General features: G+C 67.2%; 9 protein-coding genes, 2 tRNA genes and 1 pseudogene. 6 read left to right on the forward strand and 6 right to left on the reverse strand.

The window, feature by feature from the left end; genetic code table 11:
- Positions 1–98: 98 nt before the first annotated feature.
- On the reverse strand, positions 99–2,132 hold the full coding sequence (locus LRG07_RS06020) for a transglycosylase SLT domain-containing protein (protein ID WP_238641974.1): 2,034 nt from the start codon (positions 2,130–2,132) through the stop codon (positions 99–101).
- A 155-nt stretch (positions 2,133–2,287) separates the two neighbouring features.
- Here LRG07_RS06020 and LRG07_RS06025 point away from each other — a divergent pair, with 155 nt between their 5' ends.
- Positions 2,288–3,313 carry an alpha/beta fold hydrolase gene (locus LRG07_RS06025; protein WP_201170072.1) on the forward strand — a complete coding sequence of 342 codons (1,026 nt, stop codon included), beginning with the start codon at positions 2,288–2,290 and terminating at the stop codon, positions 3,311–3,313.
- 30 nt (positions 3,314–3,343) lie between these two features.
- Positions 3,344–4,654: an NAD(P)/FAD-dependent oxidoreductase gene (locus LRG07_RS06030; RefSeq protein WP_201170074.1), complete on the forward strand. Its 1,311-nt coding sequence runs from the start codon at positions 3,344–3,346 to the stop codon at positions 4,652–4,654.
- A gap of 13 nt (positions 4,655–4,667) precedes the next feature.
- On the opposite strand, the gene LRG07_RS06035 is transcribed toward LRG07_RS06030, so the two are convergent.
- The 3 genes from LRG07_RS06035 to LRG07_RS06045 all read right to left on the reverse strand — a co-directional run bounded on the left by LRG07_RS06035 (position 4,668) and on the right by LRG07_RS06045 (position 5,460).
- Positions 4,668–4,744, reverse strand: a tRNA-Arg gene (locus tag LRG07_RS06035).
- 30 nt (positions 4,745–4,774) lie between these two features.
- Positions 4,775–5,314: a molybdenum cofactor biosynthesis protein B gene (gene moaB / locus LRG07_RS06040; protein ID WP_201170076.1), complete on the reverse strand. Its 540-nt coding sequence runs from the start codon at positions 5,312–5,314 to the stop codon at positions 4,775–4,777.
- 5 nt (positions 5,315–5,319) lie between these two features.
- A complete protein-coding gene (locus LRG07_RS06045) occupies positions 5,320–5,460 on the reverse strand; it encodes a hypothetical protein (RefSeq protein WP_201170078.1) in 141 nt (46 codons plus the stop codon).
- Between the two features lie 120 nt (positions 5,461–5,580).
- On the opposite strand from LRG07_RS06045, the gene LRG07_RS06050 reads away from it, so the two are divergent.
- The 4 genes from LRG07_RS06050 to LRG07_RS06065 all read left to right on the forward strand — a co-directional run bounded on the left by LRG07_RS06050 (position 5,581) and on the right by LRG07_RS06065 (position 9,338).
- Positions 5,581–7,779 (forward strand): AsmA family protein, encoded by a 2,199-nt coding sequence (locus LRG07_RS06050; RefSeq protein WP_238641975.1) that lies wholly within the window; start codon positions 5,581–5,583, stop codon positions 7,777–7,779.
- A gap of 4 nt (positions 7,780–7,783) precedes the next feature.
- Positions 7,784–8,860 carry an A/G-specific adenine glycosylase gene (gene mutY / locus LRG07_RS06055; RefSeq protein ID WP_201170082.1) on the forward strand — a complete coding sequence of 359 codons (1,077 nt, stop codon included), beginning with the start codon at positions 7,784–7,786 and terminating at the stop codon, positions 8,858–8,860.
- Between the two features lie 74 nt (positions 8,861–8,934).
- A complete protein-coding gene (locus tag LRG07_RS06060) occupies positions 8,935–9,207 on the forward strand; it encodes an oxidative damage protection protein (protein ID WP_201170085.1) in 273 nt (90 codons plus the stop codon).
- A 55-nt stretch (positions 9,208–9,262) separates the two neighbouring features.
- Positions 9,263–9,338: transfer RNA gene (locus LRG07_RS06065), tRNA-Phe, on the forward strand.
- Positions 9,339–9,850: 512 nt separating this feature from the next.
- Here LRG07_RS06065 and LRG07_RS06070 read toward each other — a convergent pair.
- On the reverse strand, positions 9,851–12,718 hold the full coding sequence (locus LRG07_RS06070; RefSeq protein ID WP_238641976.1) for a UvrD-helicase domain-containing protein: 2,868 nt from the start codon (positions 12,716–12,718) through the stop codon (positions 9,851–9,853).
- Positions 12,719–12,888: 170 nt separating this feature from the next.
- Positions 12,889–13,118: pseudogene (locus LRG07_RS06075) on the reverse strand (hypothetical protein); the annotation flags it as partial.

A 13,118-nucleotide genomic window follows, 5' to 3' on the forward strand; every position in this document is an offset into this window, starting at 1 on the left:
GGTTTCCCTAACGCTTGAGCGACTCCGGAAACGCCCGGGTGCAGCAGAGCCGCGACCGGGCGAACGGGGGATCAGGGTAACAGGGCGCGGCGCGCCGCTCAGTCCCGCAGAGGATCGTCAGACCCCGGCAGCGGCCCATCCGCCGGGTGCCGGCTCAGGCGCACCGTGGCCGGTTCCCGGTCGTCCGTCGGCTCCCCGTAGACCAGGGCCATCTCCTCGTGCGTGACCACCGAGGCCACCGGTTCCAGCCCGCCACGGTGGGCCAGGATCGTGCGGTAGGCAAGCACCGCTTGCACGTATCGCCGGGTCTCGTAGTAGGGGATCGACTCGATCCAGACATCCAGAGGGCGTCCATCCCGCTCCAGCCACCCCGCGACACGGCTCGGACCGGCGTTGTAGGCCGCCAGTGCCTTCGGCCGGTTGCCTTCGAAGCGCTCCAATAGCCGCTGCATATACTCGGCACCGAGGCGCACATTGAGTTCCGGATCGTTCAGCGCCCGGGCATCCGGCAGGGGCTCACCGTTGGAACGGGCCATCTGGCGGGCAGTACCCGGCAGCAGCTGCATCAGCCCGCGGGCCCCCGCCGGCGAGACGGCATCCCGATGGAAACCCGACTCGCGCCGGGCGACCGCCATGAGCAGGCAGGATTCGATGCCGGTCTCCGCGGCCGCCCGCCGGAAGGCATCCCGGTAGGCATGGGGGAAACGCCACTGCAACGCCTCGTGGGCCCCGGCGCGGTTGGCAGCGACCACCGCCAGCTCGTGCCACCCCTGCCGATAGGCGTGGGCAGCTAGGGCGCGTTGTTCCGCCGCCTCACGGCCTTGCAGCAGGTGGCGCCACTCGTCCCGGGCCAGACGCAGTTCACCGACACCGTGGAGCAGGCGGACCCGCAGGAGGGCGGGATCCGGAGCAGGCGGATCCGGTTCCGGGCGGACCTCGCGCAGCGCATAGGGCCGCCCGACCCGTTCGGCCGCCATGAACCCCCAGAACGAGCGCTCCCCCGCCGCCTCCCGCCAGTGCTCACCTGCCAGCGCCGGGTCTCCCAGCTCGGCCCGCGCCCGACCCAGCCAGTACTGCCAGCGCGCACTGCGTGCGGAGGCCTCGGGCAGACGGGTGTACCAGTAGACCAGGTCGGTCCACTGCTCCTCGATCACCGCCCGGCGCATGCGCTGCTCGAGCAAATCGGTATCGTCCTGCTCGGCCAGCCACCGGTCGACCCAACCGCGGTTCTCAGGGATGCCCCGGATGATCGAGTACCAGGCAACCCGCTCAAACACCTCCCGCCGCTCGCCCGCGGGCAGCTCGGCAAGCCCGTCGCCACTCTGCTCCAGATAACTGCGCGCGGCCGCGGTGTCCACGCGGGCCAGCCGGTAGAGCCCGTCGGCAGTAAGCTGTCGACGCAGCCGCGGCGGCAGACCCTCATCGAGCTCGATGATCCGCGCCGGATTTCGGTCGAGCCGCTGGAGCCACTCGGCGGCGACCAGCCAGCGCTCCCCACCGAGCAGCCCCTCGAGATAGCGCATCAGACCCGCCTGCTCGTTGCGAAAGGCCAGACGCATACGCTCCCAGACAGCCCGGTCGTCGATGACGCCAGCCCCGCGGGCTGCCTCGAATAGCCCGTCGCATTCTGACGGCCGCGAGACCCCGGCGTGCCAGGTGCGCCGAGCAAAGGCGAGGGCCTCTCCCCGGCGCGTCTCCAGATGGGCCTGCCACCAGTGACAGCGCAGAGCCAGGCGGGCGGGTGGCTCGTCGGTCACCCGGCGCACCGCCGCGTCGTCCCCCGCCTCGGCGTAGCGACGCAAGGCGACGCGCTTGAGGACATCGGCCAGCGGGGTACCGGCATAGCGCTGGCGGTAGGCCACCACACGCTGCGGATCGACCTCGGGGAGCGCACTGCGCAGACGGTGGAAGTCGAGGTAGGCGGCCATCGGGTGGGCATCGCCGAGACAGGGCTCAAGCTCGGCCACGCGGGACCAGTCATCGGCGCGCGCCGCCTCCAGGGCCTCGTGGAAGCGCTCGCCGTAGTCGGCGTCCGGGCAGCCCCGCTCCGGCCCGGCGGTCCCCGCAGAAAGGCCGAGCATCAGGAACAGTGCCGCCAGGACGAAGCCGCGATAACCGCCGGAAGGGACCATGCTCTGCCGACTCCGGCGCAGGTGCGCGTGGTTGCCAGGCTCCCGTGAACGCTAGCGCCGCCGCGCGACCGGGTCAACTGCACAGACCGCCGCACTCGGCAAGCGCCGCCACGGCCGTGGTAGCCTTGGCCCGGAACGGAAGACCAGCAAGGGGGATGAGCGTGGGGACAGTCGGCACCATCCTGCAGGGCATCGGTATCGTGGTCGGCGGCCTATTCATACTCGCGGGCCTGGTTCTCGCCATCGGGCCGTTCATGATCCCCACGCAGCCGGCGGACGGGGTCAAGGACGGCCGCGAACTCGGCGGTGACGACAGCCGCTTTGTCTCGATCTCGTTCCCCGGTTACCCCGACGGGCTGCAGCTGCACTACGTCGCCGCTGGCGAGGAGCACGCCGATACCGGGCGGCCGGCCTGGCTTCTCCTGCACGGCTTCTCGTTCAGTACCGTGACCTGGGAACCGCTTCTGCCGAAACTGGGACGCGACCGCTACACCGTGGCCTACGACCAGATCCCCTACGGGCTGAGCGACAAGCCCGACTATCCCGGCGAGGGACCCAACCCCTTCACCCTGGAGGCCGACGTCGACCACCTGTTCAGCCTCATGGATGAACTCGGCCAGGAGGAGGCGGTGCTGGTGGGCAACTCCGCCGGCGGGGTGATCGCTCTGGAGGCGGCACGCCAGGCGCCCGAGCGGGTCGCCGGTCTGGTGCTGATCAACCCAATGGCCGCCCTAGAGCGACCCACGCTACCCCAGTGGCTGGCGCAACTGCCGCAGGCCAAGCGCCTGAGCCTGCTGGGAGGGCGCTGGTTCGGGAAAAGCACCGAACTGCTCGAGCGCTCTTATTACGACGAGGACGCCATCACCCCGGAGCGCGAGGCCCGCATGACCATGCACACCGCCATGGCCGGCTGGGACCGGGCCTGGGGGCAGCTGATGCACCGCTCGCTGACCGACGCCCTGCAAGTGCGCGGCCCCCTGGCAGGCATCGAGACCCCGACGCAGGTCATCATCAGCGTCGAGGACGAAGTCATCCCTGCCGCGGATTCCCACCGCGTGGCTGACGCCCTGCCCAACGCCGAGCGGGTGGAACTGCAGGCGTGCGGCCACCTCCCGCAGGAGGAGTGCCCGGCAAAGGTGGCGGAGGCCATTGAGCGCTGGCGCGAACGGCAGGGTCTCTAGCCCGCAGAGTCCGCACCCAGGAGGAGCAGTATGAGCGCGGAACATCCGCAAGTGGTGGTGATCGGCGCCGGCCTGGCCGGCCTGGCCGCAGCCCGCGATCTGGCCCTGGGTGGTGCCCACGTCCGGTTGCTGGAAGCCTCCAGGGAGGTGGGCGGGCGGGTTCGCACCGACCGCCTGCGCCTCGATGGCGGCTTGGCCGACGATCAGGAGCCGGCCTTCCAGCTGGATCGCGGTTTCCAGGTCTTGTTGACCGCCTACCCGGAGCTGCGCACCCGCGCTGACCTGGGCGCCCTACGCCTGCGCCGCTTCGCCCCCGGGGCCCTGATCCGGACCGAGGGCGGCCTGCACCGCCTCAGCGATCCATTCCGCGCCCCGCAGGCGCTGTTGAAGACCCTGCGGGCGCCGGTGGGCAGCCTGGGCGACAAGGTGCGCATCGCCCGGCTGCGGGCGCGTCTGCGCCGCGGCGATCCCGAGAGCCCCCTGTACGGACCGCAACGCAGCAGTGCCGAGTCGCTCACCGCCGAGGGCTTCTCCGGGCCGATGATCGAGCGTTTCCTGCGGCCGCTGTTCGGCGGCGTGCTGCTCGACCCGCAGCTCCAGACCTCGGCCCGGCTGCTCAACTTCGTCTTTCGCATGTTCGCCGAGGGCGATGCGGCGATCCCCGCCGCTGGCGTGGGCGACCTACCCCGGCAGCTGGCAGACCAGCTGCCCGCGGAGCGGGTGACACTGCGGCTGGGCACCGCCGCCGAGGCCATCGAGGATGGGCCAAGCGTGCGGCTTGCGGACGGTGAACGGCTCAGCCCCGATGCGGTCGTTGTAGCCACCGACGGCCCGGCTTTCACCCGACTGACCGGGCAGCCCACCGCCGCCGGCCGACCGGTAACCTGTCTGCAGTTCGCCGTCCCTGAGCCACCGGTCACCGACCCACTGATCCTGCTTAACGGCGAGGGCGAGGGGCCCGTCCTGCACCTGGCGGTGCCTAGCGTGGTCGCGCCGGAGTATGCCCCAGCCGGCTGGCACCTAGTCAGCGCGACGGTGCTCGGGGACGCGCAGGATCTGGACGACCCCACCCTGCAGTGCGAGGCCGTATCGCAGCTGCGTGACTGGTTCGGGCCGGTGGTCGATCATTGGCGGCCTCTGCGCCTAGAGCGCATCCCGTACGGACAACCGGTCCAGGCACCGCCTGCTCTGACCGAGCCCTATCAGGGCGCGCGGCTCGGCGGGGGCCTCTATGCCTGCGGCGACCACCGGGCCCACGGATCGCAGCAAGGCGCACTGCGCTCCGGCGCCCGCGCAGCGGACGCGGTTCTTTCGGATTGCCGCGGGGGCGATTGGCGTTAAGCGATGGGGAAGGTGGCCCGCCCGGCAGGATTCGAACCTGCGACCTTCGGCTCCGGAGGCCGACGCTCTATCCGGCTGAGCTACGGGCGGTAAGGGGTGTAGCGTACCGAATTTCGGGCGCTACGCCAAGGGCTCCGAACCACGCATGCGGGGCAGCAAGGTCGCAAAATTGCACGGCCGGGTGCGGGCATCGAGCTGATCGGCGAGCACTCGATCCCACGCGGTGCAGCACCCGCCGGTGGACCCCGGCAGGGCAAAGATGAGCGTAGCGTTGGCCACACCCGCCACGGCCCGCGACTGCAGGGTGGCGTTGCCGATTTCCTCGAAGGAGCGCTGCCGGAAAAGCTCGCCGAAGCCCGGGATCTCGCGATCAAAAAGCGGCCTGATCGCCTCCGGCGTCACGTCGCGGGCAGTGAGCCCAGTCCCACCGTTGATGAGCACCCCGTCCACCCGATCATCCGCAACCCAGGCCGAGACCTCGGCGCGGATCCGATAGCGATCATCCGGGACGATGGTCCGACCGGCCAGGGCGTGGCCGGCTGACTCAAGCCGCTCCGCCAGCGCGGCCCCGGAGGTATCCTCCGCCAACCCCCGGCTGTCGGAAACGGTGAGCACCGACAGGGCCAGGGGCTTAAACACCTCGCCGGCGTGTCCTGCCACCTCGGCTACTCCTGCTGCTCATCGGGGTGGACGGGCGCCTCACGCTCGGTGGCCGGGGGGATCATCTCCTCCGGATCCCAGATGAAGAACGTCCAGACCAGCATGAGGATCATCAGGGCAACAACCACGTACAGGTAAAAACGCATGGCGGACTCCGCGAAGACCTTACCGGTACGATACCAGCCCACGTATCCTCGGGGACAAGCCTGACGGCGTGGCACGATAGAATGCCAGCCATCGGACACGTTCAACGCAGGACTCGGTTTATGCCCTGGATACTCAAGTGGTTCCTCTACGCCGTGATCGGGCTGTTCGCCCTGCTGGTGGCGACGGCAACGCTGATCAGCGTGATCCTCGACCCCAATGACTACCGGGACGACATCGCGGCTGCCGTTCAGGAAGAGACCGGACGGGAGCTGACCATCGACGGGGACATCCGGCTCTCCTTCTTCCCGTGGCTGGGGGTCGAAGTCGGCCGCGTCACCCTCGCCGACCGGGACGGATTCCACGAGGACCCCTTCCTGGAGGTGGAACGGGTGGACGCGGCGGTGCGTCTCCTGCCCTTGCTCTGGGGCCAGCTCGAGACACGGCTGGTCAGTGTCGAGGCTCCCATCGCCCGGCTCATGATCAACGAGGAGGGCGAAGGCAACTGGGAGGACCTGGTCGCGCGGTTCGCCGAGGAGGAAGAACCGCCGGCGGAACCGACGGACGGGGCACCGCTCGGCGAGCTGCCACCCATCCTCCGGGATGCCGCCTTCGGCGGACTGCAGGTCCGGCGCGGGCAGCTGTTCTGGGAGGACCGCAGCATCGATGACCGCAAGGAGGTGGAACGCTTCGACCTGGACATCGAGGCGCTGCGCCTTGGGCGCCCGGTGGCCGTGCAGTCGAGCTGGGTCGGCCAGGGCGAAGATCTGCCCCGAATCGACGGTCAACTGCGCCTGCAGGCCACCCTGGACGAGGCCCTGGAACAGTTCGACCTGGACGGACTCGAGATGCTCATCGAGGCCCAGGGGGCCGAGGTGCCCGGCCGCCAACAGCGTCTGGGTGTGACCGGCCACGGCAGCATCGGCCTGGGCGAGACGCTGCGGGTGGACTGGCCGGAGCTGGAAGCCACTGCCGCCGGGATCACCCTCCAGGCGGCGGCCGACCTGGAGATGGATGAAGACGGCGCCTTTGGCGGCATCGACTGGCAACTGCCCGCGTTCAATCTGCGCACAGCCCTAAGCCGGCTGGACGTCGGCATGCCCACGCCGGCAGACGCCACGGCGCTGACCCGTGTCGGCGGCACGGGACGGATCGAGCTGGATGGCCAGCAACTGTTGCTGCCCGAATTCGGCTTGGATGTGGATCAATCGCGCATCGAGCTCGACGGCGGGATCGAGAACTGGACCGGCCCGGCCATGACCCTCAATCTGACCGTCGACGAGATCAACCTGGACCGCTACCTGCCCGCCGAGCAACGGCGTGCCGTGGACGAGCCGACGGCGCCGGATACCGGCCTGCCCGATCTCGAGGAGGTCGCTCTCGACCTGCCGCTGGAGCCCCTGCGCACCCTGTCACTCAATGGCGGGCTGGAGATCGGCGCCCTGACCCTCTCCGGGCTGCTGATCGAGGACATCCGCGGAGATCTCAGCGGCAAAGACGGCCGCGTGGGCATTGCCGGCATGGAGGCTCGCCTCTACGAGGGCGAGTATCGCGCCGCCACCTTCCTCGATGCCCGCGGCGACTATCCGTACTTCGAGCTCGACCACCGCCTGGATAACGTGCGGTTCGCACCGCTGCTCGAGGACCTCCTCGAGCGGGACTGGCTCCACGGCCGGGGCCGCTTCGCTCTGCGGGGCGAAGGCGGCGGCGAGAACCTCTACCAGCTGATCGAGGACTTCCGCGGCGATGCCGAGCTGGATGTCAGCGAGGGCGCGGTGCTTGGCCTGAACATCCCGCACATGTTCCGCGAGGGCGTGGCCCGAGTCCGGGCCCAGCCGAGGCCGGAGCCGCCGGAGGACGAGGCACGCACGGATTTCGGATCCTTGACGGCAGGCTTCGAGCTGCGCGACGGCGAGATTCACAACGACAACCTGCGCGCCGAATCGCCGATCCTGCGCGCTCGCGGCGCCGGTCACGCCAACGTGCTCAGCGAGACCATCGACTACCGCGTGCGCCTATCGGTGATCGACAACCTGGAGGACGCCGACGGCCGACCGATTCGCGAGCTCAAGGACATCACCGTACCCATGGAGTTCAGCGGTGACCTGTTCAGCCCACGCATCCGCTTCGACCTCCGCGCTGCGCTGACCGAGCAGGAGATCCGGCGTCTGCGCGAGGCCCAGCAGCGGCTCGAGGAGGCCGAAGAGAAGGTCCGAGAGGGCTTCCGGGAGCGGATTGAACAGGAGCTCGAGGAGCAAACCGACCGCGCCGAGGACCGCATCCGTCAGGAGGCGGAGAGCTTCCTGCGGCGGCTGCGCTGAGCGGATGCGCCGCTGGGCCACCCCAGACCGCTGCCAGGCGCTTCAGGAGCAACTGATCGCGTGGCAGCGGCAGCACGGGCGAAACGACCTGCCCTGGCAGCAGCCGGCCACGCCCTACCGGGTGTGGATCTCCGAGGTCATGCTGCAGCAGACCCGGGTCGAGACCGTCGTACCCTACTTCGAGCGCTTCATGGGGCACTACCCGGACGTAATCGACCTCGCCCACGCCGAACTCGACGATGTCCTCGGGCTCTGGGCCGGGCTGGGCTACTACGCCCGTGCCCGCAACCTGCATGCCGCCGCACAGCGAATTGAGGCCGATTGGAACGGTCACCTGCCCGACGAGCTCGCGGCCCTGCAGACGCTGCCTGGTATCGGCCCCTCCACGGCGGGTGCCATCCGCTCGCTGGGCCACGGCCTACCCGCGCCGATCCTCGACGGCAACGTTAAACGGGTGCTGGCGCGGCTCGCCGGCATCGAGGGCTGGCCCGGGCGCAACCCGGTCGCGCGGGAGCTGTGGGCGCTTTCCGCCGCCCTCATCCCTGAAGACGACTGCCGCCGGTTCAACCAGGGGCTGATGGATCTCGGGGCACTGGTCTGTACGCCGCAGGAACCGGCGTGCCTGCTATGCCCCCTGGCCTCGGCGTGCACGGCCCGGGCGGCGGGCCATCCCGAGGCCTACCCGGCCCCCCGACCGGCGCGCCGGCGCCCCCGGCGCCAACGGCAGCTGCTGTTGATCGAGCACACCGACACCCTGCTGCTGGAACGCCGCCCAGCCACGGGCATCTGGGGCGGGCTATGGTCCCTGCCGGAGTGCCAGCCGGACGAAGACCCGTTGGCGCGGGCACAGGCGTTGGGCGCGCACTGCGAACCGGCCGGAAGGCTACCCGAGCGACACCACGCACTGACCCACTTTGAGCTGATCCTGCAGCCGGTGCGGCTGCGCTGGCACACAGCGGCAACCGCCGTCGGCGAGCCCACCGCCCAACGCCGCTGGTTCCGTCCCGGCCAGGAGACGTTGCCCGGACTGCCGGCACCGATCCGGCGGATCCTCCGCGATGCCGGCTATCCGGTGACCTGAATCCAGGTACGCTGGCAGCAACATGGACCGGGTCGGTACACTAACCGGACGCTTACATCCATCAAGAGGGCAGCATGTCGAGAAAGGTGCACTGCGTGAAGCTCCAGCAGGAGGCCGACGCCCTGGACCGCCCACCGTACCCCGGCGAGCTGGGCCAGCGGATCTTCGAAAACGTAAGCAAGCAGGCCTGGAGCATGTGGGTCCAGCAGCAGACTATGCTCATCAACGAATACCGGCTCACCCCGGCCGACCCCAAGGCCCGCGCCTTTCTCGAGCGCGAGATGGAGAACTTCTTCTTTGGCCAAGGCTCGGCACCACCGCCGGATTTCAGCCCTGATGGCAGCTGAAAACGGCGCCGCCCCTTGACTCGGGGGGCGGTTTCAGCTTGAATACGCAGCCGATGGCCGGGTAGCTCAGTCGGTAGAGCATGGGATTGAAAATCTCAGTGTCGGCGGTTCGATTCCGTCCCCGGCCACCATCTCCCCTCCCCACGGCATCCCGCGAAGTCTCATTTCCACGATAACTGCCTGATACGAAAGCAATCGGGCGTCCCACACTGTCCCGTGAGATCCAGGGTAAGCTAACATCCTATGTGGGTAGCGCTGCGGGTAGTGGCTCCCGCGCCACCCCCCACTACCCAAAATACGGTCGCCAAGGCGCGCCATACGGGGCTTTCGAGGCAATCGCTACCCACTTGCCACCCTGGCGATGACGTGTCTGCTGGGCGCAGGACGAGCAGCTCAGCATGGGTATCATCAACCTTCGGAAGGACCTCGGAGGTGGTATGGCTCGGGGTATCAACAAGCTCACGGATCGTCAGTGCCGAACCGCCAAGCCTGCCGAGGGCAAGCAGCAGGTGAAGCTCTCCGACGGCCTGCCAGGGTGGCAGCGTTCCCGTGGAATGGGTGGCAGGCTTCGTCTGGAATCAGTGGCAACCTTGGTCTGGAATACGCACCATCCAGCTGGGCTACCGGACACTGGCACTACTTTCTAGCCTGTTAGTATCTCGGATGTCGATGCCGGCCCGGCCCCTTCCGCCTCAGCGGGCAGGCTCTCCCGCACCACCTGAGCGAGGCGCTCCAGGTTGTCCACCATGTCCCTCTGGATGAGTTCACGCTCCTGAGTGGCCCACCGAGGTATATCCAGATCCGAAGGCCGAAACAGGTCGTAGTAACCCCACCAGACATCGCCAAGCTTGAGCTTGAGACCTGGGTTGACGATGTAGTTGCCGCGGCGCACGCGCAGGAAGAGCTGCCGATTGTAGCGATCCTCGCGGTGGAGCTCGTTCTTCGAGAGGATTGAGCTGATGTATTGTCGGCGCTTGCGCCGGCTGGGCAGGATGCCGTCCGGGAGCAGGGCGGCATACTCGGTGAGGGCGGCGGCCGTGAACGTTTCGCCCCGCCAGGCGACGGACGGCCCCAGGTGTCGGTAGAAAAGCGCACCCATCATCAGGAGCAGGAAGTGCTCCATGAGCTGTCGGTCGAGCTTGATCAGCCGACCTTCCACTTGGACGGAGAGAGTTCCGGGAACCAGGAGGTCGTAAAGGCTCTCCAAGCGATGCTCCGGGACCTGCTCACCGAACAGGGCTTGCTCGAGGAGGATCTGCACCGGGATAAGGCCGTGATTGGCGACGGCGGTGAGGTCGGCGCCGCGCTCAACAAGCGCTTTCGCGATAACCTCGTTGCCTAGGCGCGCGGCGGCCATCAGAGGCGTGAGATTGAGCCGGTCACGATGGTCCACGCCGTAGCGGTCGACCGCCTTGAGCGCCACGTCGGGCTTGCGGAAGGTGTAGCTCTGGAATCGGTTCTGGGTCAGCTGCTGCAGCGCTTTCCCCTCCGGCTGGGTGGCCGGCTTGAATCCGCTCCGGTCGAGGGCGTTGAGCGTTGGCAGATGGCTGTGGACCAGGGCGTATTCAAAGGCCTCGAGCCGAGTCTTCTTTGAGCCATTGGACGCCAGGGCCTGTTCACACAACGCCTCAAAGCCGGCACTGTCTAGCGGTGTCCAGGGCACCTGTTGCTGCTGCAGCACGCGCTCCCGGATCTCGCGGGCCTGCTCCGCCTTGCCCTGCATCTCGAGCCGGTGGGCCTCCTGCTGCCACTCCCGGGTGCTGGAGCGCTCCGCCTCCACCGTAAGCTCGCCGGTGCACTGATCGAGTTGGAGCAGGCGCATGACCGGGTGGTCGTGATCCCCCTCCACAACGTAGAGGTTGCGCACGGCGCGGGTGGCGGCAACGTAAAGAGCATTGATGTAGAACTTGTATATCTCGAGCGATTTATCGCGCTTGTTCCGGGCGCGGGCGTAGGGGAGCTCATCCTGTTCCAGCGCCGCCGGGTCCACGTCCCGTGCGATCTCGCGAAAAGCGGTGGCCTCCTCGCTGATGAAATTGAAGAGAATGATGCTGTCGTACTCCAGCCCCTTGGCTTCCTGGACAGAGAAGATGAGCGGCGTATCAAACCAGGCCCGTGCCGTCTCTTTCTGCTCAGGGTGCATGACCAGGACGGCAGTGCGCGCCGATTGCGCGGTACGCCGATCGAGTTCGCGCATGATGTCGTCGCTGTCGGCGAGCAGCTGAAGACGCCCCGGCTCTTGGCTGACGCTTTTGACGAGAAAGTTGCTCTCCCGATCCACGGAGCCGAAGCGCGCGTGCTTGAGTTTCAGGATTCGGTTCGCCACCTCCGTGACCACCACGGTGTTGCGGTAGTTGGTGTGGAGGATGCGGATAATCTCGTGTGGCCCCGTGAGATCGCGCTCCTCGAAGAACAGGGACTTCACGCTGGCCCAGGAGAAGAAGTTGGGATGGACGATCTGGTTTGAGTCACCGCCGAGGATGAACTGACCTAGATGTCGCAGCAGCCGCAGGATCAGGTAAAGCTGGATATTGGTCAGGTCTTGGACCTCGTCGATGACCACGAAGTCGTAGCTTGGCTGCACCCGCTCAAGATAACGGTGACTGATGATGTTTGGATCGTACAGGCCGGCTTCATCGAGCAGGCGCAGGTATCCCTCGAATAGGTCATAGACCTCGGGGCGCTCTTCTTCGGTGAAGATGGACTGTTTGACACCGAGCGACTGGTACGCTTCACGGCTCAGCCACGGTGTCTCACCCAGCGGCCCGGTGATGACGCCGCGGATCTCCTCGTAGACCTTCTGTGGATCTTTGAGGCGCGTCTTGCCCCGGTGGCGCTGGAACCATTGCTGGAAGTCGCGCATGGTGGCCTCGCGCCCCTCAGGCACCTGGATGGTTTCCAGAAGCTCCTGGAAGGAAAGGAACGTGACTTCCTGGTCCTCGTTGGTGTAAGCATGGGCGTAATACCAGTCGCGGGCGTTGCGCACCAGATAAGCCGAGAGGCTGACGTAGAGGACGTCGCCGATGGCCTGCTTCATCTTTTCCAGTGTCAGCGCCGTTTTGCCACTGCCGGCGGAGCCGACAAGCACCAGAGGCGGCTGTAGGGTATAGACGGCCTCTTGATCGTCGTCAAAGCAGAGGACCTTGTCCAGCAGGTGAAAGCGCTCCCGCTCCGGAGGTAGGTAGGTTAGCCGGCTCGCCTCCTCGGCCACCTTCTCCGGCGACTCAAGAGCCGGGATCTGTTCCTCGTTGATGGCGGCGCCGGCGAGGAAGCGGGAGCGGTCATAGGCGTGATTGCGGATGTGCTCGAGTAGCAGGCAGACCGTCTCCTCGCCGTAGCGATAGAGGCTGAACAGTAAGCGGTCGCTCTTATTGAGACGGGCGCGGAAGAGGTTGTCGCCGACCTTCTTCACGTCGGCCTGGCGGAAGTTGCCGTCCTCGAGGAGCTTGCGCACTTTCGAGAAGTTGGGGATGCGCTCGGTCGGCAGTTCATTGTAGATCAGTGTCCGCATAGTAAGTGCACGTTACCTTGAGAGTGCCTGCGCTAGGTAAAGACGGGGTGCCTTGTACGAGGACCCGCCGTCAACAGGAGTTCAATGCTACACAGAGCGCCCCTGACCATCCGGTCTTCTCGGGTTGCGCAACGAGCCGGCTGCGGTACACCTCAGCTTCTCGCACGGGCTTATCGGTACGCCAGCTTGAGAAACACCCAGCAACTGTCGTCGAGCAGCGCCTTTTTCAGGTGCACCTTCACCCTCAACGGGCAGAGGCGCTCATTCAAAATAGTCAGGAAAAACTGCCTGTCGGGTTCGGCGCCCGCCAAAACTTCCCGGAAGCGGTGTTCGATCAACGGTGTATAGACCCCACCCAGAGCCTCATTGAGGAAGTCCTTACCGATGAGTTCGCGCGGCT

The organism is Halorhodospira sp. 9622 (assembly GCF_022228025.1).
In the GTDB taxonomy this organism is placed as follows: domain Bacteria; phylum Pseudomonadota; class Gammaproteobacteria; order Nitrococcales; family Halorhodospiraceae; genus Halorhodospira; species Halorhodospira halophila_A.

Excerpts from the sequence above, each read along its gene's own strand:
- LRG07_RS06020 (WP_238641974.1), bottom strand. The coding sequence starts at position 2,132 with ATGGTCCCTTCCGGCGGTTATCGCGGCTTCGTCCTGGCGGCACTGTTC.
- LRG07_RS06025 (WP_201170072.1), top strand. The coding sequence starts at position 2,288 with ATGAGCGTGGGGACAGTCGGCACCATCCTGCAGGGCATCGGTATCGTG.
- LRG07_RS06030 (WP_201170074.1), top strand. The coding sequence starts at position 3,344 with ATGAGCGCGGAACATCCGCAAGTGGTGGTGATCGGCGCCGGCCTGGCC.
- LRG07_RS06045 (WP_201170078.1), bottom strand. The coding sequence starts at position 5,460 with ATGCGTTTTTACCTGTACGTGGTTGTTGCCCTGATGATCCTCATGCTG.
- LRG07_RS06050 (WP_238641975.1), top strand. The coding sequence starts at position 5,581 with ATGCCCTGGATACTCAAGTGGTTCCTCTACGCCGTGATCGGGCTGTTC.
- mutY (WP_201170082.1), top strand. The coding sequence starts at position 7,784 with ATGCGCCGCTGGGCCACCCCAGACCGCTGCCAGGCGCTTCAGGAGCAA.
- LRG07_RS06060 (WP_201170085.1), top strand. The coding sequence starts at position 8,935 with ATGTCGAGAAAGGTGCACTGCGTGAAGCTCCAGCAGGAGGCCGACGCC.
- LRG07_RS06070 (WP_238641976.1), bottom strand. The coding sequence starts at position 12,718 with ATGCGGACACTGATCTACAATGAACTGCCGACCGAGCGCATCCCCAAC.